This is a genomic window from Acinetobacter sp. YH01003 (assembly GCF_013420525.1).
GTDB lineage: Bacteria > Pseudomonadota > Gammaproteobacteria > Pseudomonadales > Moraxellaceae > Acinetobacter > Acinetobacter towneri.
This window is the reverse complement of the sequence record NZ_VOXY01000001.1, coordinates 377,502-402,250: the sequence shown is the minus strand read 5'-3', so window position 1 is coordinate 402,250 and position 24,749 is coordinate 377,502. Positions and strand designations below refer to the sequence as shown.

The following is a 24,749-nucleotide window of genomic DNA, read 5'->3' as shown; positions in this document are numbered from 1 at the left end:
CTACTTTATGTTGAGTAGGCTCTTTACCAAGTCGTTAAACAAGTAGCTAATAAAATAAAAGAATAGTTTTATCCATTTATTTTCAATGTATTACAACATCAATAAATCGCCATGTGATTGCGATGGATCATCTCTAACGAACGTGCCTCGCCTAACACCTGATGCACTTTGTCAGAAGCCAAGCCTTTGACCAAATCTGCAGAACGTGAACTAAAATTAACACGTCCCACAGCGACACGATGACCTTGTGTATCTACACACTCCACCACATCGCCACGTTCAAAATGCCCTTCTACCGCTTTTACACCCACAGGCAATAAACTGCGATGATTTTCTTTAATGGCTTTGACTGCGCCATCATCAATCACCAAACGTCCTGCCGTTTGTAAATGTGCCGCCAACCACTGTTGATGCGCTGCAATACGGTCATTGTCAGTAATGAACAGTGTACCCAACATTTCGCCCGCCATTAAACGCGCAAGCACATTGTCACTTTCACCACTGGCAATTAAAGTTGGACAACCCGATTTAGCCGCTAAACGCGCTGCACGGACTTTGGTCAGCATGCCGCCGCGCCCGAACTTGCCGCCACCACCTGCCATATCAAACAGACTTTCATCTAAAGCACGTACAGTATGGAACAGTTTTGCATTTGGATTAGAACGTGGATCGGAGTCAAACATACCTTGTTGATCGGTCAAAATAATCAACAAATCTGCATGTACCTGCCCTGCTACCATCGCAGCCAAAGTGTCATTATCACCAAAGCGAATTTCATCAGTAGAGACTGTGTCATTTTCATTGATGACAGGAATCACGCGCCATTCAATCAGGTTTTGCAATGCATCACAGGAATTTAAATAACGACGACGATCTGCCAAATCATCATGGGTTAATAGGACTTGTGCAGTTTGAATCTGGTGTTTTTCCAGCACACTTGACCAAGTCTGAATCAGACCCATTTGACCAATGGCAGCGCATGCCTGAAGACTGGGTAGATCAGTGGGTCGATGCTCAAGTTTCATTCGCACCATACCTTCAGCCACAGCTCCCGATGACACCAAAATAATTTCGTGTCCAGCATTGTGTAGATCTGCAATTTGTCCCGCCCAATGCGAGATTGCATCCAAATCTAAACCTTGCCCATTGGCTGTGAGTAAAGATGATCCGATTTTAACAACGATTCGTTTACAACCCTTGAGCTGACGTTGCCCATCTACCACTTCTATCATCTTGTCCTCAGTCACTTTTTGTAGCGCTTAGCGTACGTAGTACACTTCTACTTCGCCATCTTCACCATCATCGTCTTCGTCATCATCGCCCAGCATACCTGCAAGACGTTGCTGACGGCGCATCTCACGATACGCTTCTTTCGCGGCAATGGTTTGTTCACGTGTTTCAGCTTCCAGCTGATCACGGAATGCTTTCATTTCTGCTGCGTACTCAGGATCTTCAACTTCGCGTTCACGTTGTTGCTCAATTTGATCCATCAAGTAATACACCACTTGCTGTGTACCTTCAGACATTAAGCCTGAAGTTTTGAACACAGGACCATCCCACTGCAATTCTTCAAGAATGTGTTTACACCATTCTTCACGTGAATCTTCAGGAAGTTGATCAAGTTTATTCAACACCAACACGATTGGTAACTTTGCCAAAGTTGGAGAGAATTTTTCCAACTCTTGCAGAATTGCTTTGGCATTGTACGCTGGATCAGAACCATCAATAGGTTGAACATCCACAATGTGCAGTAAAATACGAGTACGCGCCAAGTGTTTCAGGAAGCGAATCCCCAAACCTGCGCCTTCTGCTGCACCTTCAATTAGTCCTGGAATATCTGCCATGACAAAAGAACGATGACGATCTGCATCCACCACGCCTAAATTTGGCACCATGGTGGTAAATGGATAGTCAGCAACTTTTGGTTTTGCCGCAGACACGGCACGAATAAAGGTCGATTTACCCGCGTTTGGCATGCCTAGCAAGCCTACATCGGCAAGGACTTTCAACTCCAAACGGATTTCACGGAATTCACCTTTGGTACCATGCGTGAATTTACGCGGTGTTCGGTTGGTAGATGATTTAAAGTGAGTATTCCCTAAACCACCATCACCGCCTTGAGCGACCAATACTTTCTGACCGCTTTCGACTAAATCTGCAATAATATCACCAGAGTCTGTATCTACAATGGTTGTGCCCACTGGAACGGTCAAAACGACAGATTCACCGCCACGACCTGCACAGTTTGCGCCCGACCCGTTTTTACCACGTTCAGCGCGAAATTTACGGGTATAACGATAATCTACAAGGGTGCTTGCGTTGTCGTCGGCTTGAATAAAAATACTGCCGCCACGACCACCATCACCGCCATCTGGCCCACCAAATGGTACAAATTTCTCTCGGCGAAAACTGGCTACGCCATTGCCACCGTCGCCAGCCTCTACGGTAATGACTGCTTCATCAACAAAGCGCATCTTGCCAATCCTCTAAAAACTTTAAAAGCCGTATATTCTGCCATATTTTAGAGAATTTCTCGAATTATATTTATGCAATCGTATGCGTAGATGCTTTTTATCCTTGATTGTTCAAAACACTCATTTCTTTTAGCAATGATATGATCGTTTTTTCTTATTTCTCCTTCGCCATCTAAGTTCTTATAGTGCTTTAACCCTTGTTTGCTTTCTGCCGCCATGTCTAATGCTGTTGCCACCACAACCACGCCTGCTTTATCGCCTAAATTTATTTTACTCATGGCAACCGCCTGTGGCTTGTGTGCGGGATCGGCATATTTTAATCAGCCTTTAATTTATTCAATTGAAAAAAGTTTAGGAATTAGCACCAGTCAGGCAGGCTTTGCTGTGGTTTTGGCACAAATAGGCTATGGACTAGGTTTAATGTTACTCGTGCCTTTAGGTGACTTGCTAAATAAGCGTAAATTGATTGTCAGTCTGATGGTTTTTGCTGCGTGTTCGCAAATTTTGCTGTCTTTTAGCAGCAATTTAGCCATGCTGTATTTCTTTACCGTATGTGCCACTTTTGGTGCGATTTCTGCACAAGTGCTTATTCCATTTGCATCTAGCATCAGTCCACCTGAATCGAGTGCTGCCATTGTCGGAAAATTGATGAGTGGCTTGGTAATGGGGATTATTTTATCGCGCACTTTTGCAGGATTTGTATCAACCTATTGGTCTTGGGAAGCTGTCTATTTCAGCAGCGGCATCATCACCCTACTTTTTGCAGGCCTAATGTGGACAAAACTTCCCTCTACAGCTGCCAATAAAAATTTAACTGTAGCGGGCATTTATCGTTCTTTAATTCAGCTGGCTGTAACCCAGCCACATTTAATTCGTAGAGCCTGCGCAGGCGCTTTGGGCTTTGCCATTTTGTCCTTGGTTTTTACTTCCATGACTTTTGTTTTAGCCAATCCGCCTTATCATTTTAGTGATTTTCAAGTTGGGCTTTTTGGTTTATTGGGTGTGATTGGAATTTTCTCATCAAGTTGGTCGGGTAAAACGGTGGGCAAAGGTCGTGTGAATTTTGTCGCAATATTATGTATTGGCTTGATGTTGTTTTCTTGCATTCCACTCTTTTTTGCACAGCAGAATATTGTGGCTTATGCCGTTGGCGTATTGATGAGTTATTTTGGTCTAACTGCTTTTCACGTATTGAATCAAAACTTGGTGTACCGAATTGATGCCACCGCACGTTCCCGCATTAATGCGGTATATATGACTATTTATTTTTCAGGTGCAGCACTTGGTTCACTGACGGCGGTCTACGCATGGCAACACCGGGGCTGGATGGGTTGTGTTGTCAGTATTTTGGTATTTGCCATCGGGATTTTGCTGATTGATCGTTATGATTTTTCACATCGACGCACTATTTAATCATCCAGAATGTGCTTTGGAGTAGGAACATCTACAGCGACTTCCCTAAAAGATGAGTAATCCATTAGTGAGAAGATTGCTGTGAAGTTTCAGGCAAATGCTGTTCTAAATACTCAATCAGTTGATTCACTCTTGCTGCAATTTGTGAGCCTTCAAAAGTGAGTTGATATTCCACTTTAGGCGGCACCGTTGGGTAAACTGTACGTAAAATTAACCCATCTTGCTCAAGAGTTTTCAGGGTTTGCGCCAGCATTTTTTCACTCACCCCTTCAATGCGCTGTCTTAGCTCACTAAAGCGGTGCAAACCTTCGCTTAAACAATGCAACACCAACATTGACCATTTATTGGCTAAATGTTCTAAACGAATCCGTGATGGACAATCTTTAGCAAGGACTTGCCCGAGTAAGTGACTGGTTGCATATTGCATAACGGTATCCTTCTGTTATTTCTATTGTTCAGGCTTTGAAAGCTTGAAAGCAAAATCAAATCTACTTACTTTTTAGCATAGACTTTATTTTGGTAAGTTTAGGATAGCGTATTAGGTGGAAATTTCAACACTCATCCTTATATTTAAGAATGAAATAAATGCAAAAAAAAGAGCTTCATTTGAAGCTCTTTTTGATTTTAAATTCTGTATCTACAAATTATGCATTTGTTTCAGCAGGAACTTTAGGATAGCTTACGCCGCCCATTTGTTCAGCAATACGCAATACTTGGCAGCTATAACCCACTTCGTTGTCATACCAAACGTAAGCAGTTAAACGGTTGCCTGAAGTAATGGTTGCTTGCGCATCAAATACACCTGCAGTACGCGAACCAATGAAGTCACTTGAAACCACTTCAGTCGAGTTGGTATAACCAATTTGACCTTGAAGATTAGAGTGAATTGAAATTTGACGAATGTATTCGTTCACTTCTTCACGATCTACTTCTTTCTCAAGCGTTAAGTTCAAGATTGCAAGTGATACGTTTGGCGTTGGAACACGTACAGAGTTACCTGTTAATTTACCTTGTAATGCAGGCAATGCTTTCGCAACTGCTTTCGCTGCACCTGTTTCGGTAATAACCATGTTCAATGTTGCTGCGCGACCACGACGATCAGCCTTGTGATAGTTATCAATCAAGTTTTGGTCGTTAGTGAATGAGTGAACAGTTTCAACGTGACCATTCACAACAGTGTACTTGTCATGCAACACTTTTAAAGTTGGTGTAATTGCGTTTGTTGTACAGCTTGCTGCAGAAATAATGGTATCTTCATCAAGAATGTCAGCTTGGTTAACACCGTAAACCACGTTTTTCATGTCACCTTTACCAGGTGCAGTTAAAATTACGCGTGCAGCGCCTGGGCATTGAAGGTGTTGTGCAAGACCTTCTGCATCACGCCATTTACCCGTGTTGTCAATCACTAATGCATTGTTGATGCCATAAGCCGTATAGTCTACTTCAGATGGGTTAGATGCATAGATCACTTTAATGAAGTTACCATTTGCGATAATTGCTTCATTTTCTTCATCTACAGAAATAGTGCCTGCAAATGGACCATGAATAGAGTCGCGACGCAATAAAGACGCACGTTTTTCTAAATCACCATCAGACGATTTACGTACCACAATTGCTTTAAGGTTTAAGCCACGGCCAAGACCAGATTGACCAATGATTAAACGCGCAAGGATACGACCAATACGACCAAAACCGTAAAGTACAACATCTTTGCTTTCTACAGTTGTTGGATTGCCCGCTAAAGATTTCACAGCGTCTGCAACAAATGCATTTACATCGCCGCCTTTTTCTTTATATTCAACAGCAAGTTTACCTAAGTCGATTTCTGCTGAACCGATGTTGTCTACTTTTGCCAAAGCTTCAAGCAATGGGAAAGTGTGAACAACTGAAAGTTCTACGTCCATCATACGAGTACGACGGTGTGCTTTCAAAATTTGAATCACAGAACGGTTAACTAAAGAACGACCAAAAACTGAAACCATGATATTTTTTTCACGGTACAACTGACCGAGTAAAGCAATCATACGTTCCGCGATTTCTTCACGGTTTTTCCAGCGACCTTGGTGCTCTGCGTGTAGGGCGATGATAGTCTCTTTGCTCACAGATACGTCCTCTAATTAATTGTATATCTAGGCATGAATTTCAAAACCCGATAATTGTAATGGAATTGTCGTCAAGATTGAATCAAAAGCTGGTACTGACCCGAATATTTTCCTATATATTCACTATAAATTCATAAAATAGTTGTAATTATTTTTGTGATTTTAGTTTTTTCAACAAAAGTTCAATTTTTTAGACGAAAAGGAGGATGATGCCAAACCTCATTATCCTCTTGGAAATTTGAATATCTCACCATAACGACGGCTTTTATTATTCAGATGACTGTTGAATTTTCCGCTGTAAATCTTGCTGATTCATTTTTTGCTTTCTTAAATGCAAGCACCCTTCAACCACCAATAATGCAACTGCCAACCAAATTGGGATATAAGTCAGCCATTCCCCTGCTTCAACTCGTTCACCTAACAACATAGACACAAAAGCCAACAGCACAGGTTCTAAATAACTCAGTAAACCAAAAATCACAAAAGGCAAATGGCGGCTGGCCAAAATATAACTGCCAAGTCCCAATGCACTTAAAAAGCCCAATCCAAGTACCGACCAAATTAAATATGGAAAAGCTGCGATGACATTTACACTGTCACTATAATAAAAGCCTAAATATACCGCGACAGGAATAACTAGCAGTAAATCCCACCAAAACCCGCCCAAGTGATCGGTTTGAAAGACCCGACGTAAAAAGAAATATAAAGGATAGGCAAATGCCACATATAAGGTTTCCCACGCCACCGTGCCAATGCGCCAGATTTCATGACTGACACCTAGCACGGCTAAGGCAACTGCTGCCATCTGCCAAGTCGATAACTTTTCTTTATATAGCACACAGCCAAGCAAAACCATGATCAAAGGCAATAAGAAATAACCCAAAGAAACCTGCAAACCACGCCCGTTAATCGGCCCCCACAAAAATAACCACAATTGCGTAGTGCATAAAAAAGAACTAAAAATCAGCCAAAGTATGAATTGTGGTTGTTGTTTGAGCCGCTGAAAAATCGCGGAAATATGTTTTAAATCTCCCGACCACCACATAAACAAAGTTAGGAATGGCAAAGTTGCCAACATACGCCACGCAAAAGTTTCTTCGCTGTCTAAAGGTTTGAGTAATTGGGTATAAAAATACAGCACCCCAAAAGTGACCGATGCTAAAACCGATAGTGCAATGCCTTTATACATCCGACTCTCCCCTATATCAGTCGGCATTATACTCATATATACGTTGTTTTAGAGATTGATCGAATGTTCAAAATTTAAAATGACAGGATATAAAAAACCACGCAGCTTTTGCGTGGTCAATTGGTCTGCATACGTTTGTCTGCTTATATCTATAAGTAGCTCTGGAGCTGCTGCAACTTAGTCTGACTTTTTAGTTTGCGTATGTCTGGTATAAATCACATCACTTAAGTCATAACCGAGTGATTTGGCATAGTTCAGATATTCAGTCACGACAGCCTGATCAGGATGCGGCGTACGTGAAAGTACCCATAAATATTTACGGCGTGGTTCACCCACCAAGGCAGTTTGATAGTCATCATCTAGCTTTAACACCCAATAATCACCACGCCCTACAGGCAACCAACGAATGACTTCAGGTAAAAAGCTAACTTTGAGTTTGCTGTTAAAAGGCGCATTTTGTACAAAAGCTTCGCCCAAAGCACGCATTTGTTTGCCATCTTTTGCAATACAACGGTTATCCACCTGCACATTGCCATTTTCATTCAATGTATATGCTGCTGTTACATTTGAACCGCATTTGTTTTGGAAATATAAAGGCTTTCTTGCAACCTCATACCAAACGCCTAAATATTTATCTAATTCGACTTTTTCTACCGTTTTCATCGGTTCATTGGTTTTGGAATATGCCATAGTCGCAGCACCCAAACCAATCAGCACCACACCACCAAGGGCAATTTTGGCAAGTCGCGCACCTGCAAACGGAAGTTTTTTAGCCATTGTCCCAACCTCTAAACTCTAATGTTCAGTCAATTTTGTTTATCTTCTTCAAAAATAACCGCAAGCATTTCAATTTACTGTATGGATATGTAATTTTTGCAACTCAAATTTTACATAGCAAGTTTAGTATGCAAACTCGCACTTACACTGACAGTGCAATTCGCCCCAATTTAGCCAGATTGCAACATTTGCGCTTTTAAACGCAAAATTTCATCACGTAAACGAGCCGCTTGTTCAAATTGCAGTTCTTTAGATGCTTTCAACATCTCTTTTTCAAGTTTGGCAATATGTTTGGCATACAGTTTAGGATCAGCCAAAATGTGCTGTTCATCGTCACTTAAAGCACGGCTTTGTGCATTGATTTTTTCATCAATTTGCTCATCGTTCAGCACTTCACCTGTGTCGATTTCTTTAATCACCTGACGCACTGCACTACGTGGAGTAATGCCGTGCAATTCATTAAATTCAATTTGTTTGGCACGACGACGCTCTGTTTCATCTATCGCCTTTTGCATTGAATCGGTAATGCGATCTGCATATAAAATTGCTTTACCTTTCAAGTTACGTGCTGCACGTCCAATGGTTTGAATCAACGAACGTTCTGAACGTAAAAAGCCTTCTTTGTCGGCATCTAAAATTGCCACTAAAGACACTTCAGGCATGTCTAAACCTTCTCGTAACAGGTTAATGCCAACCAAGACATCATGCACGCCTGTACGTAATTCGTGAATAATTTTGACGCGTTCTACGGTATCAATATCAGAGTGTAAATAAGCCACTTGAATGCCGTATTCTTTTAAATACGAGGTCAAATCTTCAGCCATGCGTTTGGTTAAAGTGGTGACCAACACCCGCTCATTCAATTCTTTACGCAAATTGATTTCAGACAGCACATCATCCACCTGCGTTAACACAGGACGAATTTCAATTTCTGGGTCAATCAATCCTGTTGGACGCACCACTTGCTCTACAATTTGTTGCGATTTTTCCAACTCATATTGTGCAGGTGTAGCGCTCACATAAATTGTGGATGGGACGATGCGCTCCCATTCTTCAAATTTCATTGGACGGTTGTCTAACGCACTAGGTAAACGGAAACCATAATTCACCAAGTTTTCTTTACGTGATCGGTCACCTTTATACATCGCGCCAATTTGCGGAACGGTCACGTGCGATTCATCAATAATCAGCAAGGCATCATCAGGTACATAATCAAACAAAGTGGGCGGTGCTTCGCCTGCAGGTCGTCCAGACAAATGTCGTGAATAGTTTTCGATGCCGTTGGTATAGCCCAATTGCTGCATCATTTCTAAATCATAGCGGGTACGTTGTTCTATGCGCTGCGCTTCTAGCAATTTGTCATGTTCGCGAAAAAACACCAAACGCTCTTTTAGTTCTTCTTTAATGGTACCAATCGCACGTTCCAAATTATCCTTAGGCGTAACATAGTGACTTTTAGGATAAATAGTCACGCGCGGCACTTTACGCACCAATTTGCCTGTTAATGGATCAAACCAACGAATCGAATCGACTTCATCATCAAATAATTCTATGCGAATAGCATGCTGATCAGATTCAGCAGGGAAAATATCTAAAATTTCACCACGAATACGGTAAGTACCGCGCAAAAACTCTAGCTCATTACGGCTATATTGCATTTCCACCAAACGACGGATCAAATCATCACGATTCACCCGATCACCTTGCACCACATGCAGCAACATGCTCATATAAGCATTGGGGTCACCCAAACCGTAAATTGCAGATACCGATGCGACAATAATGGCATCACGACGCTCTAGCAAAGCACGTGTGGCCGAGAGTCGCATTTGGTCAATATGATCATTAATAGCCGCATCTTTTTCAATAAAAGTATCGGAAGATGGTACATAGGCTTCAGGCTGATAATAGTCATAATAACTGACAAAATATTCGACTGCGTTGTTCGGAAAGAACGCTTTAAACTCACCATACAACTGCGCTGCCAGCGTTTTGTTATGTGCCATGACAATGGTCGGACGCTGTGTTCTGGCAATCACATTGGCCATGGTATAAGTCTTACCTGAGCCTGTAACCCCAAGTAATAGCTGATCATGATAGCCCTGTTCTATCCCTTGAACCAATTTTTCAATGGCTTGTGGTTGGTCACCCGCAGGTTGATAGTTGGTGACTAAATCGAAAGGTTGCTTATCACTCACAAATGCAGCTCTCAGGTTTGATGCGACCTAATATTTTAGCAGATTTACCTACACTCAGGACATCCGAATATGTTGTGGCGATGTTGCGTAGCTACAAAGCCATTGCTCGGTTTTAATTCTGTAGTGGACGCTGTTAGAACGAAGATGTGCTACGACTAAATTGAGCACGGGGAAACTGCTTTAAGACTTGACCCACTGGCTATTCAAAGGCAACATGAAATTTCAGGACGACAACCATAAAAGCACACATTCATGACTTACCAATATCACGACGAATCAATTATCAAAAGCCTCCCTGAAGATACTGTTTTCGTATTTGGCAGTAACATGGCAGGACAACATGCAGGTGGTGCAGCACGAACAGCCAAAGAATTTTTTGGTGCCGTTGAAGGCGTCGGGCGCGGTTGGGCAGGACAAAGTTTTGCCATTCCAACCATGAATGAACATTTACAACAAATGCCACTATCGCAAATTCAGCACTATGTGGATGACTTTAAAATCTATGCCAAAAACCATCCTAAAATGAAGTATTTTTTAACTTCAATTGGTTGTGGTATTGCAGGTTATACGGTTGAAGAAATTGCCCCTATGTTTAAAGGCATTGCCCATAATGTGATTTTTCCTGCGTCGTTTCGTCCTTTTGTCGAAAAAGCATTGCCTAAACTAACGCAAAAATTACTACACACCATTTACCGTGATTCTGTGATTTTTACCCCTGCCACCGATGAATTAATTGAAGTCTTGGCATTGAGCGATAATGAAAAAGCCTTGGCTAAAATCATATTGAATACACAAATGTACCCAACTGACAGCAATGGGCGTGATCGGGTCTTTGAAATTCAGGATATTTTGCACAACTTAAATGGTAAGGTATTCGAGTTCCAAAATAATTCAGAAGGCCCAATGCTATTTGGTGCAGCGATTTTGGCTTTATTGGAATTGTATAATATCAACGAGCAAGATTTTAGCGATGTATGGCATGGCGTACGTGAAATCTCGCCGCCAAAACCTGCCAACAAAGCGCGTAAGCATGTTCGTTAATTTCAATACTTTTAAATCCCCATCAATAAAAAATGCCACGTAATTGTGGCATTTTTTTAGCGCTTACCCATCGAACGACGAGTACCACGTGGCGGTGGCCAAGTCTTATCCGCATATTGCTCAGGTTTAGGACGCACCGAATTATGTACCGCCTGATCATTATCCTGCGCTGTGTTTGGCATTGGGAATGGGAGATTCACCAATGGTTTTTTTGAAGTAGGCTGCTGCTTACTCATGACCATCACTCTTATAAAATTTGGACTATTTTAAAGTTTTTTGCCGCCCGATGCGAGAAACTTCCACCTCACAGCAGTTTTAATCACGATTTCATAGGAAATTGGTCTAATTTGGTGATTTTTTATTAATTTGATGCAATTTTAAACGACGCAGACATCGAATTTAGGCTAAGATAATATGCTTTTTATTTTTTTATCCCTATAAGAAGGAATATGCCGTGGACGTACGTCTCTCTGATCGTGTCAATGCCATCAAACCGTCCCCAACACTTGCAGTAACCAATAAAGCCGCTGAACTTAAAGCTGCGGGTCATAACGTTATTGGTTTGGGTGCAGGTGAACCGGATTTCGATACACCACAACACATCAAAGATGCAGCTATTGCAGCAATTAATAACGGTTTTACAAAATATACTGCTGTTGACGGTACGCCTGGTCTTAAAAAAGCCATTATCGCAAAATTAAAACGTGACAATAATCTTGACTACCAAGCGAACCAAATTTTGGTGTCTTGTGGTGGTAAGCAATCATTCTTTAACTTGGCGTTGGCTTTGTTAAACAAGGGTGATGAAGTGATTATCCCTGCACCGTTCTGGGTAAGCTATCCAGATATGGTGATTATTGCTGAAGGCGTGCCAGTCATTGTGGAATGTGGTGAAGAACAACGTTTCAAAATCACGCCTGAACAATTAGAAGCTGCGATCACTGACAAAACACGTTTAGTGGTGTTAAACAGCCCATCTAACCCTACAGGTATGATCTACACCAAAGCTGAATTAGAAGCTTTGGCTGCTGTACTACGTAAATACCCTGAAGTATTCATTGCATCTGACGATATGTATGAACCAATCCGTTGGGATGATGAGTTCTATAACATCGCAACAGTTGCACCAGACCTTTATGACCGCACAATCGTATTAAACGGTGTGTCTAAAGCTTATGCAATGACTGGCTGGCGTATTGGCTATGCAGCGGGCCCTGCTAAACTAATTGGTGCGATGAAGAAAATTCAATCTCAATCGACTTCTAACCCAACTTCTATTTCGCAAGTTGCTGCAGAAGCTGCATTGAACGGCCCACAAGACGTACTTGAGCCAATGGTTGAAGCATTCAAACGCCGTCACGACTTAGTTGTAAATGGTTTGAATGACATCAAAGGTATTTCTTGCTTACCTGCAGATGGCGCATTCTATGCGTATGCAAACATCAAACCATTGATTCGTGCGAAAGGCTTAAAATCTTGCACAGAATTCTCTGCTTGGTTATTGGAAGAAACTGGTGTTGCCGTTGTTCCTGGTGATGCGTTCGGTTTAGGCGGTTTCATGCGTATTTCTTATGCAACTGCAGACGAAGTGCTTGTAGATGCGCTTGCACGTATCAAAAAAGCAGCAGAATCAATTGAAGGTGTAGATGAAGCGATTGCTTCAATCGAAGCTGAAAAAGCTGCCAAATAATCTAAACCTGTTTAGATGAACAAAACCCACGATTGAATCGTGGGTTTTTGTTTTTAATTGCGTTTTTTCACTCACTATTTCCCCTTCTTTCTGAGGAGAGAGATCACAAACAACGCTTTTAAAAAGCCTCACAATCATTTCTTGATAGATATAAGAAATTCAATAAAAGACCAAACCCGCTGCAATCTAAACGGTTTTATACACGTGGTTTAGTTAAAATCACCATCAAAATACCACACAACACGATCAAGGTTGCCACGACCATCAACAGGGTGAGTTGTTCACCTAAAAAAATCACACCGCCTAAAATCGCCAAACACGGTACAGAAAGTTGCACAGTACTTGCGGTAATGTGATCAATTTTTTTCACAATGCTGTACCACAACACATACGCGCCAGCCGAAGCCAATGCACCCGACAACACTGCCAAAACCACACCCTGCCAAGTGATAAAACTTTCAGGTAAATGCCAAAGAAAAAATACAGCAACAAGTGGTGTCGCCAGAATGAAATTAGATAGAGTATTGGTTAAAGCATGCTGCATCGTCTTTGCAGCAATACTGTAAAAACCCCATGCAATACCTGCCAGTAACATCATCAATGCATATTTGAACGTTGGCGTACTGGCTTCAGGCAATAGCAACAAACCCATCCCCAATATAGCACAACCTAACCCGACCCAGCGCGGCAAAGTCATGCGCTCACCATGCAAAATCGCATAACTGATCATGGTGATTTGCACTGCGCCAAATAGAATCAATGCGCCTATGCCTGCGTCTATATGCAAATATGCTAACGAAAAACCGAGCAGATATACAGCAAGGCTGAGTGCAGATTTCCATTGGAATTGAATTGGTTGTTGAACCTGCAAAACAGCATAGAACAGTCCTAAGCACACTGCTCCACTGCCAACCCTGAGCAAACTAAAACTAATAGGGTCAATTTGCTGTTCAGCCAATGCCAAACGACACAGCAAGGAATTTGCAGCAAATGCGAGCATGGCAATGCATATTTTAATCCACACGGCTGAATATCCTTTTCAAGCTGTTCGCAAATCTTTATCGCAGTTTAGAACACTATTTTAGTGCAAGTCATTTCGCTCAATTCAATACAAATCTATTTGGCTGAAATGATAAATCATCTTAGATTAAATACTATTTAGATTAGATACTGTTTTTCAACGCAGCAATCAGTTCTGATTTAGACACTACAGGTTGAGTTGTCGCTTTATATTCACATAAATAGCGAAAAGCAGAGTCTAATTCTACACGCAATTGTTTTTGTTCAGACACAGACCACACACGTGAACGGTTGCTCCCCGAAAGCGCACTGCCCGCCAGTTGGTACAAATATAAATCATGATCACGCTGTAATGGTTTTTGGGTGCCGTTGTCTGGATGGTCTGAAAGCAATTGGCAGGTCGATTGAATGAGCCATTTTTCACTAAACCACAACTGCAATAAATCGCCCAAATACAAATCTTGAGGTGCCAAAGGCCAGACATGAATAAACGCGCCTTCTACAGCAGTGTAGTATTGTTCAGGCGTAGACAAGATATAAAGATAATGTTCTTGATAATAAGAAAATTGAGAAAAAATGTCAGAAATGCTGAGCGTATTCATTCGCTTACTCCGATTTAGCCATTTTAGTGCTGGCAAGTTGGGTTAAATCCACACTGTTTAAGATGCTACTTAAACGCTTTGTTCTGTCACTCAGACTAACAACCGATTTTGTGTAACGCAAGTCTTGTGGGTGATTTTTTAATAAAATTTTGTTTTTTGTTCAAATAAAAAGCATATAAAGTCAAAATGAAAGAAACATGACAATTTATGCTTGACCCTTGCTTAAATCTGCTTATAATCGCATTCAGATTCTCCCATAGCTCAGTCGGTAGAGCGACGGACTGTTAATCCGCAGGTCCCTGGTTCGAGCCCAGGTGGGAGAGCCAAATTCTAAAAAGCCCAAGCATAACGACTTGGGTTTTTTATTGCCTAAAATTTATGGATGATGTGGTCTGTAAATAACCAAGCAGCGATTCATGCCTTAATCGTTCAAAAAGATGAATGTAACTGTTTTGGGCAATTCAGCTTAATGTAATTCCTAATCTTAGCCTTGATCATTTCTAAGTGACTTAGGCAACAATCCACAATCAAAATACCTAAGCAATAACTTGATTGATAAAAAAAACGGAACCGAAGTTCCGTTTTCTATCTTAGATCATCTACAAGTTTTAAGCGGCTTGCACAGGCACACCACTATGAAAACGGAACAGATCATCTGGACTTAAAATAAGATTCTTTTCCACTTCACGTATATGCTGAATTCGCCCCTGAATATCTTCTTCAGGGTTTTTCAGTTTTGCTGTTTTTGCTACATCCAAAGCCAGTGCCAAATAATCTTCATAATGCCGTGATTCTGATTTAAGCAAATAACGGTAATATTTTCCTAATTCTTCATCCACGAGTGGCGCAAGCGCATAAAAACGCTCGCATGAACGTGCTTCTACAAAGGCACCAATCACCAACACATCAATCAATGCTTCGGGTTCATAGGTGCGGATTTCTTTACGTAAACCACCTGCATAACGCCCTGCACTTAAACCTTGCCACGTTTGCCCACGCTTTGCCATAAACTCTAGCACCTGCTCATAATGCAACATTTCTTCGCGTACCAACTGTGCCAGTTTGACCTGCAAATCGGTAAAAAAGCTGTAACGAAACATCAAGTTCATGGCTGTGCCTGCTGCTTTTTTCTCACAGTTGGCGTGATCTTGCATCAAAATATCTAAATTATTTAATGCTTCATTCAACCATTCTTTAGGTGTTTCACAGCCTAAAAATGCTATTACAGGCTGCATCAATTCATCATAATTTATGCTGGACATAACGTTTCAAATTTTATCTTTCAATTTCAAATATACAGATTAACGCGCTGCATCAATCGCGGCTTTCATGCGTTTAACAGCCTGCTCCAATCCGACAAATACAGCATCACCAATTAAAGCATGACCAATATTTAACTCATGGATGTGTGGAATTGCGGCAATTGCACCTACATTATCCAAGTTCAAGCCATGCCCTGCATTAATCACTAAGCCACGGCTAGCTGCATATTCTACGCCCTGAACAATACGGGTCAATTCAGCTTGCTGTGCAGCTTCATTTTCTGCATTGGCATACGCGCCTGTATGAATTTCAATGGTCGGTGCACCACATGCAACGGCCGCATCAATTTGTGCAAGATCTGCATCAATAAACAGTGACACATCACAGCCAATTGCTGTTAATTCCTGAGTAGCGGCCTTAACTGCTGCAAAATTGCCTACTACATCCAAACCACCTTCAGTGGTTACTTCTTCACGGCGCTCAGGTACCAAACATACATGCTGTGGACGAATTTCCTTGGCAAACTCGATCATTTCTTCGGTGACTGCCATTTCCAAATTCATGCGGGTTTTCAACAACGGACGCATACGACGCACGTCATCATCCTGAATATGACGACGATCTTCACGCAAATGCAAAGTAATCCCCTCTGCACCCGCCTGTTCACAAACTAATGCGGCCTTCACAGGGTCTGGATAGTTCGTGCCACGCGCTTGTCTTAAAGTTGCCACATGGTCAATATTGACACCGAGTAAAGCCATAATAGGTTCCTACATTACGCTTGGGTTTGAGAATTCTGAATCCACAATTGGCGACTTTTTAAAGGTCGATCACCCAACAGTGAACTAATCATTTGTCGATACAGCCGAGACAGTAATTGTAACTGCTCTGGGTTAAAATCCCTACCTTTTTCATAGTCGCACATACTGAGGATCTGTGTACCGACTAAGTTAGCCCGTGATGCTTGTGCGGTAGGGATAAAACCATCATTCAGTTGAAAATGATAATGTAGATTGGGCTGAATTGGCTCTTGGTTCGCATCGACTGAAAAATCAATCGCATAGCCTAATTCTTCCAATAATGCATGTTCAAACTGACGTAAAATTTGTCTTAAGAATAGATTGGGATTTTCTTGACTAGATAAGTGTTGTAAATGCGCCAAAGTCTGGTGATATTGCACAAAAGTTTCTGGCATTTCCACTTCGGCAGAACATAAGCGCAGCACGATTTCATTTAAATAAAAGCCTGAAAAAAATGCATCACCAAAGAAGAAAACTGGTTGATTGACAATTTCCAGCTTGGTGAAATTTTTAAGGTCTGATTTTCCCGAAGCTTGTATGCGAATCGGTTGATATTGTGGCGGTGGCATTTGTCTTAAAATACCATCAACCCGCCCATGTTCGCGGGTAAACAAGTGCACAATATGGCTACGTTCGCGGTATTTTCGATGATGGATTAAATAACCATGCAAGATTTCATTACGCATGATAGCGTCAATTAATCCTGTTCTTTAGAGGATTCTTGTTTGGATTTTTCTTCGTCATCACCATCTGGAATGACAGCACCAACTACAGCAGCAGTGCCTTTCACCACACCCTTTGTAGTTTTGTAGGCAACTTTTACGGGAACTGTCACAACTTTGTGAATACAACCTTGCAAGACAAACATACATGCCACAATGGCCAACACTTTCATCATCACAGTTCCCTTTTCGTCAAACTTAGATATCGCTATATCCTAAGCTTTTTAATGCACGTTCATCATCAGACCAACCACCTTTGACTTTCACCCAAAGCGTCAGCATGATTTTTTGCTCGAACATTTTTTCCATGTCGACCCGTGCATCCATACCAATTTTTTTCAGCTTCGCGCCTTTTTCACCAATCACAATGGCTTTTTGACCAGAGCGATCTACAAAAATAGTGGCATCAATATAGGTACATGGTGCTTTCATACGACCCGTTTTTTCATTTAAAACCGCATCTTCAGTTTTAAATGATTCGATTTGCACGGTTAAATCGTAAGGCAGTTCTTCGCCCAATTGGCGCATGATCTTTTCACGGATAATTTCAGATGCCAAGAAACGTTCTGAACGGTCTGTGATTTGATCTAGCGAGTACAACGGTGGCTGGAATGGCAAATAGCGTTCAATCGTGTCACGCAAATGATCTAGGTTCGCGCCGCGCAATGCCGATACAGGTACAATTTCGGCAAAGTTCATTAACTTGGCACGTTCTTGAATAATCGGCAAAGCCTGATTTTTATTCTCAAAAGTGTCGAGTTTGTTAATCACTAGAATCACTGGCATTTCTGCATTTTTCAGCTTTTCTAGGACTAACTCATCATTTTGCGTCCATTTTTGTGCATCCACCACAAACAAAACCAAGTTCACATCACGCAAAGCAGATGATGCAGCACGGTTCATCATTTTGTTGATGGCACGGACTTCTTTTTTATGCATCCCTGGTGTGTCTACAAACACAGCCTGAGATTTTTCACGTGAATCAATTCCCACAATTTTGTGACGTGTGGTTTGCGGTTTACGTGAAGTAATGGATAGTTTTTGACCCAATAAGTGGTTCATGAGGGTCGATTTACCCACATTCGGGCGACCAACAATCGCAACAAAACCACTGCGGAAATCAGATGGAATTTCAGTTCCCTGACCGCTAAAGAATTGGTTAATTAGGTCATTGGCGTCGTTATTCGACTCGTGATCAGCATCTACGTGATCGGAATGGATGGTCATTCAGACTTTTGCTCCAAGAATTTTAAAATATCTGCCGCAACTGCCTGCTCGGCAAAGCGACGGCTTGAACCTTCACCCTTCATTACAGGCAAACTATCGACTCGGCATTCCACAATGAAATGCTGATTCGGTGCATCGCCCTGAATATCTACAACCTCGTAAACCGGGAGAGGTTTTTTACGTGCTTGTAAATACTCTTGTAAGCGTGATTTAGGGTCTTTGAGTTGATCGGTTGGCTCAATATGATCTAAATAAGGGCTATACCATTTTAGCACAATCGTTTGCAGCAAATTCAAATCACCGCTATCGACATAAATAGCGCCAATAATCGCTTCTACGGTATCTGCCAGTATAGACTCACGATGATGACCACCAGATTTCAATTCACCTGTACTGAGAATTAAATTTTGGCTGAGCTTTAAATCATTGGCAATTTTACCTAAGGCTTCCTGACGTACCAGTGTTGCCCGCATGCGCGTTAAACGCCCTTCATTTTCATGTGGATAAGCCACATATAAATAATTGGCAACAATCATTCCCAACAACGAATCGCCTAGAAATTCCAGACGTTCGTAATTGTGTTTATGACTCACCGAGCGGTGAGTCAAAGCCAATTTAAGCAATTCAGGTTGCTTAAACTGATAACCGATTCGGCTGGCTAGACGGGTCTCATTTAGCTTGGACTGAGCTTTGATCAAAACTTTTCTCGAACTTCATTACAATATCAATATTCAATAAGAAAGGTTTTCTTATTTCATATTCTTTTTTCACTTCTAAACCATCGACGTTAGTCACTTGAGCCACATCTGCAAATTTAATATCGCGAATGTTGTTCATGCTTAAACGCTTGTCCATTTCACCAATAAACTGTTGTGGTGATAGATTTTTTGGCCCATTTAACAATTGTTCTTCAATTTGATTGTCCAACATTCGATCATCGAAATATGGTGCCCAAACTGCAACTGCTACTTTTGCCATAAATGCAAAACCAATAATTGCAATTAAAATTGCAATATAGGATGCCCCTTGTTGATGACGCATTTTTTATTTTCCTAATCTGCTTTATTAATCAATTTTGCCGTTACGACTAAATGACGGCAAATTAAACCCAGGTTCTTTATGCATCCAGACATAGAATGCACGGCCTGTTAGGTTTTCCTCTGGTACAAAGCCCCAAAAACGACTGTCAGCACTTTGATCGCGGTTATCCCCCATCGCGAAGTAATGACCTTCAGGTACTTTGACTTCCCAATATAAACCATTTTCTGCTGAATATTTACCATTGTCTACATAGTTCAGGAATGGTGCCTGACGCGCCACGTTAACACCTTCAAGCTCGCGCATGGTAAATGTATGCGCCCCTAAAGTTTCCTGATGGTAAATTGAAGTAGGTGTATCTAGACTGTCTTTTTCACGGCTAAACTGGATTGGGGTTTTCGTTACTTTCTCGCCATTAATGCTCAGCTGACCATGATCATAAACAATATGATCGCCTGGTAAACCGACAATACGCTTAATATAACTAATGCTTGGTTGTGGTGGATAACGGAACACCGCAACTTCGCCACGCTCAGGCGAACCCACATCTATAATTTTGCTGTTAATAATTGGCAAACGCACGCCATATTCAAACTTGTTCACCAAAATAAAATCGCCCGTTTCTAAGGTTGGCACCATAGAATCTGACGGAATATTAAATGGTTCATACAGGAATGAACGCAGTACCATCACCACTGCCAAAACAGGCCAAAAATCATAAGCCCATGTGATAATGAAGTTTTCATTGCCTCGCCCTTTCGTTGCTCTTTGCTTAAATACAAATTTATCGAGCAGCCACACCGCAATAAAAAATAATGTGGCAGGAACGAGAATCAAATTAAAATCAAAATCCATGGGTTTATTATCCTTATAATTTTAGCGTTCGACTTTAAGTACAGCTAAGAAAGCTTCTTGCGGGATTTCAACACTTCCCACTTGCTTCATACGTTTCTTACCTTCTTTTTGCTTGGCAAGTAGTTTCTTCTTACGAGAAACGTCACCGCCATAACACTTCGCAAGTACGTTTTTACGCATCGCTTTCACGGTTGAGCGCGCAATAATTTGTGCACCAATGGCAGCCTGAATAGCCACATCAAACATTTGACGCGGAATCAAGTCTTTCATTTTTTCAACCAAGGCAATACCACGGTGACGTGCATCCTGACGGTGACAAATCATCGCTAAGGCATCAACTTTTTCACCGTTAATCAGTACATCGACTTTAACCAAAGATGAACTTTCAAAACGCACAAAGTTATAATCTAACGATGCAAAACCACGTGAACATGACTTCAATTTATCAAAGAAATCCATCACGACTTCTGCCATTGGAATTTCAAAAGTAATAGACACTTGGTTACCCAAGAATTTCATGTCTTTTTGCACACCACGACGCTCAATACATAGGGTCATGACGTTACCCAAGTATTCTTGCGGCACTAAAATATGACATTCCGCAATCGGTTCACGCAAATCTTCTACAGTTGAACCATCAGGCATTTTAGATGGACTGTCGATATAAACCGTTTCGCCATTTTTCATCACAGCTTCATAAATAACCGTTGGAGCTGATGAAATTAGGTCTAAATCGTACTCACGCTCTAAACGCTCTTGTACGATTTCCATGTGCAACATGCCCAAGAAACCACAACGAAAACCAAAGCCCAAAGCATCTGAACTTTCAGGTTCAAAGAACAATGCTGAGTCGTTAATTTGTAGTTTGTGCAATGCTTCACGGAACGGTTCAAAGTCGCTGGCATCAATTGGGAATAAACCCGCATAAACCTGCGGCTTAACTTTTTTAAAGCCTGGTAAGGTTTCTACTTCTGGTGTCGTTGCAAGTGTGATGGTATCGCCGACTGGCGCACCGAAAATATCTTTAATACCCGCAATAACAAAGCCAACTTCACCTGCTTCTAAAATACCTGTTTCGGTATGTTTTGGATTAAAAATACCAACTGAGGTAATGATGTGCGTTTGACCTGTCGATTTCATCAACATTTTATCGCCTTTACGCACACGACCTTGCTTGATACGTACCAACGACACAACGCCCAAATAGTTATCAAACCATGAGTCAATAATTAAGGCTTGCAATGGCGCATCGCGGTCACCTTGTGGTGCTGGAATGACATTCACCAAGGTTTCTAATACATTGTCGATGCCTAAACCAGTTTTAGCCGAACAGGTTGGTGCATCTTGCGCTTCGATACCAATAATTTCTTCAATTTCATGAATCACGCGCTCAGGTTCTGCCTGCGGTAAATCAATTTTATTCAGTACAGGTAAAACTTCTAAGCCTTGCTCAATTGCGGTATAGCAGTTTGCAACTGATTGCGCTTCTACCCCTTGTGCCGCATCAACCACCAATAGCGCACCTTCACAAGCTGCCAAAGAACGTGATACTTCATAGGAAAAGTCAACGTGTCCTGGGGTGTCAATGAAGTTTAACTGGTATTCCTGACCATTTGGATGGTTGTAGTATAAAGTCACTGAGGTGGCTTTAATGGTAATCCCACGCTCACGCTCAAGCTCCATAGAATCCAACACCTGAGCTTGCATCTCACGATCTTGTAAACCACCACAGGTTTGAATGAAACGATCTGCTAGAGTCGATTTACCATGGTCAATATGGGCAATGATCGAAAAGTTACGGATGTTTTTAATATCAACAGTTTTTTTAGCTTGCGCCATGGGTTACCTTGAAAAATAACACGCTCTGCACCTCAAAATTCATGCAGAGCAAAAGCCGAATAGAAATTGCGAAGGATTATAGCAGATGGATTTTTCAATGTATCCATAATAATGACTTCCTTTTGCAGCCTCACGCGTTTTTCTTTTTATTCGAGAGTTTTAGGCTTTTTATGCAGAGATGTGTGTCGTAATTAAAGTGAGAATTGAAGAATACTTCATGCTATTTGAAACAGGTGAATACCCTCTTTAACAACATCGACAGCAATAACATGCAGCAACTTTCAATGACGCTACACTTGGTGCTTCAACTCATCTTAATGAATCATACTCACTAAAATCCAACGGATTCACATCAGCAGCAAGGGGTTGATAGGCTTGCGTAAATGTCGGTGACATGCGTTTTGGACGACCTGTAGCAATTTCCACACAAGCCCATTGTGTATTGCCCATAAACAGCAGACTTTTATCTTGAGGGCGATAAAACGCATATTGGCGGAATGAATACAACGCATTCAAATCACTTAACCATGTACGCAAAATCAGCTCCTCACCTTCGAGTGCCGCTTTACGATATTGCACATGATGTTCCACCGCCACCATCGCATGTTTTAGTTTTAAGTATTCCAGCACCCCTAAACCTAATGTTTCGATATGTGCCGATGCTACATCCTGCATCCACTGCACATACACCACATTATTGACATGCCCTAAAATATCAATATGTTCTGGCTGTACGGTGATTTTTAAATCAAATATGCTGCTCATGTCATCCTTTTAACTAAAACGGCGATGTCGGTCTAGTCTAACAAAAATACCGAGTTACATAAAAAAGTCGCCCTAATTCAAGAGCGACTTCCTTAAAATAAGTGGCTATTTAAAGTTTAGCAAGATTCTAAATTTTAGATAGATTTACGATTTTATGCCACATCAACTTATTGAATACGCATGCCAATAATCGCACGTTGCCCTTGACGGATAATCACCACACGCGCAATTGTACCTTGTTTCAAGGTAGATACTGTTTCAACAAATTGGTTGGCATTTTGGATGGTGGTGTTATTCAGTTGCACAATCACATCACCTGGCATAATACGTGCCTGAGCTGCCGAACCACCACGACGCACTTCCTGAATCAGCACACCGCCTTTAATATCTAATTGGCGTTGTTCTGCAACGCTTAAATCACGAATCGACACCCCTAAAACAGGGCCTTTGGCTGCTGTGTCAGGGTTGTTTTTGGCAGGCGTGTCGTCAGGTGCTGTGCTCACCGTAGCGGTAATATTACGGCGTTTATCATCGCGTAATACTTCAAGCTGAATACTTTGATTTGGCACTGAACGGTTTAAATAGTTCAACAATTCAGACGTTCTGGAAATAGGTGTGCCGTTGTATTTAAGAATCACATCGCCCGCGCGCAAACCTGCACGTGCCGCAGGTGAGTTTGGTGCAACTTGAGTAATTAATGAACCTTCAGGCTTACTGAGTTTATAAGATTCTGCCAAATTGCGGTCAATATCTTGCAAACTCACCCCTAAATAAGAACGAGTCACTTTACCGTTACGCTTTAACTGATCGGCAACATCCATGGCAACATCAATAGGAATGGAGAATGACAAGCCCATATAACCACCCGTACCACTAAAAATACGGGAGTTCACGCCGACCACTTCACCGCGCTGGTTAAATAGTGGCCCGCCTGAGTTACCTGGGTTAAGCGCCACATCGGTCTGAATAAATGGCACTGAAGTTTCACCCATCATATTACGCATTTTGGCACTCACGATTCCTGCCGATGCAGAATAGTCAAAGCCAAATGGCGATCCAATCGCAAGCACAGGTTCACCTACACGTAATTGATCGACATTGCCTGTACGCAGTTCTGGATAACTGCTGCCCTGCACTTTTAATAACGCGACATCGGTACGTTCATCACTACCCACGACAGTTGCATCAAGTTCACGGCGGTCATTCAGTACAATGGTAACTTTAGAAGCATCTTCAACAACGTGGTGATTGGTTAAAAGGTATCCATCTTTACTAATAAAAAAGGCACTGCCGTAACCTGTTTTTTCTTGTGGAATTTGCTGTTGAGGAATAATCACTTGATTGCCAAAAAAACGGCGTAAAATTTCTGGAACTTGTTGTTGTAAGAGTTCTTCCTGACTCATTTTTTTGACAACATTGACACTCACCACCGCAGGACTAACCTGCTCAACCAAATTAGAAAAGTCTACTGGTGGTGCTGCTTGAGTCTGCACAGTTGCCATAGTAAAAACAGCCGCATATAAACCTTTTTTTAAGTTGCGATTTTTCATAAATAGCATTCACTCAATAATAATTATGACTTTGAACTCACCTTATTTAGCACAAAATAATAGGCTTTTGCGTAATAAAATGTTGAATCTTTTTCAATTACGGTTTGGCAGGCACTGTGGAGGATAGCTGAGATAGCATCTTATATTTGACCCATCAAAAATGATGCGCCAAAGTGCTATAAAT

General features: G+C 41.5%; 25 protein-coding genes and 1 tRNA gene. 4 read left to right on the top strand and 22 right to left on the bottom strand.

What is annotated here, in order from left to right:
- Positions 1-98 precede the first annotated feature (98 nt).
- From proB to FTT70_RS13560, 3 genes are read right to left on the bottom strand one after another with little or no spacing between them, the layout of a single operon-like run.
- Complete coding sequence (gene proB, locus FTT70_RS01975; RefSeq protein WP_096901091.1) at positions 99-1,232, bottom strand: glutamate 5-kinase; 1,134 nt, start codon at positions 1,230-1,232, stop codon at positions 99-101.
- Between the two features lie 27 nt (positions 1,233-1,259).
- Entirely contained in the window at positions 1,260-2,474 is a 1,215-nt protein-coding gene (gene cgtA / locus FTT70_RS01970) for an Obg family GTPase CgtA (RefSeq protein ID WP_004971687.1), read from the bottom strand.
- Between the two features lie 47 nt (positions 2,475-2,521).
- Positions 2,522-2,710, bottom strand: a complete 189-nt coding sequence (locus FTT70_RS13560; RefSeq protein ID WP_131261149.1) for a hypothetical protein — start codon at positions 2,708-2,710, stop codon at positions 2,522-2,524.
- Between FTT70_RS13560 and FTT70_RS01965 the strand changes: the two genes are divergently transcribed.
- Positions 2,691-3,887: an MFS transporter gene (locus FTT70_RS01965; RefSeq protein ID WP_004971691.1), complete on the top strand. Its 1,197-nt coding sequence runs from the start codon at positions 2,691-2,693 to the stop codon at positions 3,885-3,887. The genes FTT70_RS13560 and FTT70_RS01965 overlap by 20 nt on opposite strands.
- A gap of 64 nt (positions 3,888-3,951) precedes the next feature.
- On the opposite strand, the gene FTT70_RS01960 is transcribed toward FTT70_RS01965, so the two are convergent.
- From FTT70_RS01960 to uvrB, 5 genes are all read right to left on the bottom strand, one after another.
- On the bottom strand, positions 3,952-4,314 hold the full coding sequence (locus FTT70_RS01960) for a helix-turn-helix domain-containing protein (RefSeq protein ID WP_004971692.1): 363 nt from the start codon (positions 4,312-4,314) through the stop codon (positions 3,952-3,954).
- A 217-nt stretch (positions 4,315-4,531) separates the two neighbouring features.
- A complete protein-coding gene (locus FTT70_RS01955) occupies positions 4,532-5,989 on the bottom strand; it encodes a glyceraldehyde-3-phosphate dehydrogenase (protein WP_004971695.1) in 1,458 nt (485 codons plus the stop codon).
- A 268-nt stretch (positions 5,990-6,257) separates the two neighbouring features.
- The gene (rarD, locus tag FTT70_RS01950; protein ID WP_004971698.1) at positions 6,258-7,178 is read right to left on the bottom strand and encodes an EamA family transporter RarD; all 921 of its coding nucleotides are present in this window, start codon (positions 7,176-7,178) and stop codon (positions 6,258-6,260) included.
- 177 nt (positions 7,179-7,355) lie between these two features.
- Positions 7,356-7,955 (bottom strand): lipocalin family protein, encoded by a 600-nt coding sequence (locus FTT70_RS01945; protein WP_004971700.1) that lies wholly within the window; start codon positions 7,953-7,955, stop codon positions 7,356-7,358.
- Positions 7,956-8,125: 170 nt separating this feature from the next.
- Positions 8,126-10,153 (bottom strand): excinuclease ABC subunit UvrB, encoded by a 2,028-nt coding sequence (uvrB, locus tag FTT70_RS01940; RefSeq protein WP_104851763.1) that lies wholly within the window; start codon positions 10,151-10,153, stop codon positions 8,126-8,128.
- Positions 10,154-10,405: 252 nt separating this feature from the next.
- Between uvrB and FTT70_RS01935 the strand changes: the two genes are divergently transcribed.
- Positions 10,406-11,194 (top strand): hypothetical protein, encoded by a 789-nt coding sequence (locus FTT70_RS01935; protein WP_004971705.1) that lies wholly within the window; start codon positions 10,406-10,408, stop codon positions 11,192-11,194.
- Positions 11,195-11,250: 56 nt separating this feature from the next.
- Here the strand turns inward: FTT70_RS01935 and FTT70_RS01930 are convergent, their stop codons facing one another.
- A complete protein-coding gene (locus tag FTT70_RS01930) occupies positions 11,251-11,430 on the bottom strand; it encodes a hypothetical protein (protein WP_004971707.1) in 180 nt (59 codons plus the stop codon).
- A 218-nt stretch (positions 11,431-11,648) separates the two neighbouring features.
- On the opposite strand from FTT70_RS01930, the gene FTT70_RS01925 reads away from it, so the two are divergent.
- Positions 11,649-12,884: a pyridoxal phosphate-dependent aminotransferase gene (locus tag FTT70_RS01925; protein ID WP_004971708.1), complete on the top strand. Its 1,236-nt coding sequence runs from the start codon at positions 11,649-11,651 to the stop codon at positions 12,882-12,884.
- Positions 12,885-13,080: 196 nt separating this feature from the next.
- Here the strand turns inward: FTT70_RS01925 and FTT70_RS01920 are convergent, their stop codons facing one another.
- Together FTT70_RS01920 and FTT70_RS01915 are read right to left on the bottom strand one after the other, a co-directional pair.
- A complete protein-coding gene (locus FTT70_RS01920) occupies positions 13,081-13,908 on the bottom strand; it encodes a DMT family transporter (RefSeq protein WP_096901096.1) in 828 nt (275 codons plus the stop codon).
- 139 nt (positions 13,909-14,047) lie between these two features.
- Positions 14,048-14,506, bottom strand: coding sequence for a hypothetical protein (locus tag FTT70_RS01915; protein WP_180168218.1), 459 nt, complete (start codon positions 14,504-14,506; stop codon positions 14,048-14,050).
- Between the two features lie 250 nt (positions 14,507-14,756).
- On the opposite strand from FTT70_RS01915, the gene FTT70_RS01910 reads away from it, so the two are divergent.
- Positions 14,757-14,832, top strand: a tRNA-Asn gene (locus FTT70_RS01910).
- 282 nt (positions 14,833-15,114) lie between these two features.
- Here the strand turns inward: FTT70_RS01910 and FTT70_RS01905 are convergent.
- The 11 genes from FTT70_RS01905 to FTT70_RS01855 form a co-directional block, all read right to left on the bottom strand.
- Positions 15,115-15,768 (bottom strand): tRNA-(ms[2]io[6]A)-hydroxylase, encoded by a 654-nt coding sequence (locus FTT70_RS01905; RefSeq protein ID WP_026438186.1) that lies wholly within the window; start codon positions 15,766-15,768, stop codon positions 15,115-15,117.
- A 39-nt stretch (positions 15,769-15,807) separates the two neighbouring features.
- The gene (pdxJ, locus tag FTT70_RS01900) at positions 15,808-16,533 is read right to left on the bottom strand and encodes a pyridoxine 5'-phosphate synthase (protein ID WP_026438187.1); all 726 of its coding nucleotides are present in this window, start codon (positions 16,531-16,533) and stop codon (positions 15,808-15,810) included.
- An 11-nt stretch (positions 16,534-16,544) separates the two neighbouring features.
- The gene (recO, locus tag FTT70_RS01895; RefSeq protein ID WP_178865723.1) at positions 16,545-17,258 is read right to left on the bottom strand and encodes a DNA repair protein RecO; all 714 of its coding nucleotides are present in this window, start codon (positions 17,256-17,258) and stop codon (positions 16,545-16,547) included.
- Positions 17,259-17,266: 8 nt separating this feature from the next.
- Entirely contained in the window at positions 17,267-17,467 is a 201-nt protein-coding gene (locus FTT70_RS01890) for an NF038104 family lipoprotein (protein ID WP_019837686.1), read from the bottom strand.
- A 22-nt stretch (positions 17,468-17,489) separates the two neighbouring features.
- Positions 17,490-18,518, bottom strand: a complete 1,029-nt coding sequence (gene era, locus FTT70_RS01885) for a GTPase Era (RefSeq protein ID WP_004971721.1) — start codon at positions 18,516-18,518, stop codon at positions 17,490-17,492.
- A complete protein-coding gene (rnc, locus tag FTT70_RS01880; protein WP_004971722.1) occupies positions 18,515-19,216 on the bottom strand; it encodes a ribonuclease III in 702 nt (233 codons plus the stop codon). Before rnc ends, era begins: the two co-directional genes overlap by 4 nt.
- Positions 19,188-19,559: a DUF4845 domain-containing protein gene (locus FTT70_RS01875; protein ID WP_178865619.1), complete on the bottom strand. Its 372-nt coding sequence runs from the start codon at positions 19,557-19,559 to the stop codon at positions 19,188-19,190. Before FTT70_RS01875 ends, rnc begins: the two co-directional genes overlap by 29 nt.
- Before the next feature lie 24 nt (positions 19,560-19,583).
- The gene (lepB, locus tag FTT70_RS01870; RefSeq protein WP_004971724.1) at positions 19,584-20,411 is read right to left on the bottom strand and encodes a signal peptidase I; all 828 of its coding nucleotides are present in this window, start codon (positions 20,409-20,411) and stop codon (positions 19,584-19,586) included.
- A gap of 21 nt (positions 20,412-20,432) precedes the next feature.
- Positions 20,433-22,250 (bottom strand): translation elongation factor 4, encoded by a 1,818-nt coding sequence (lepA, locus tag FTT70_RS01865; RefSeq protein WP_004971725.1) that lies wholly within the window; start codon positions 22,248-22,250, stop codon positions 20,433-20,435.
- A gap of 309 nt (positions 22,251-22,559) precedes the next feature.
- On the bottom strand, positions 22,560-23,015 hold the full coding sequence (locus FTT70_RS01860) for a thioesterase family protein (RefSeq protein ID WP_004971726.1): 456 nt from the start codon (positions 23,013-23,015) through the stop codon (positions 22,560-22,562).
- A 167-nt stretch (positions 23,016-23,182) separates the two neighbouring features.
- Entirely contained in the window at positions 23,183-24,565 is a 1,383-nt protein-coding gene (locus FTT70_RS01855; RefSeq protein ID WP_131261155.1) for a Do family serine endopeptidase, read from the bottom strand.
- Between the last annotated feature and the right edge of the window lie 184 nt (positions 24,566-24,749).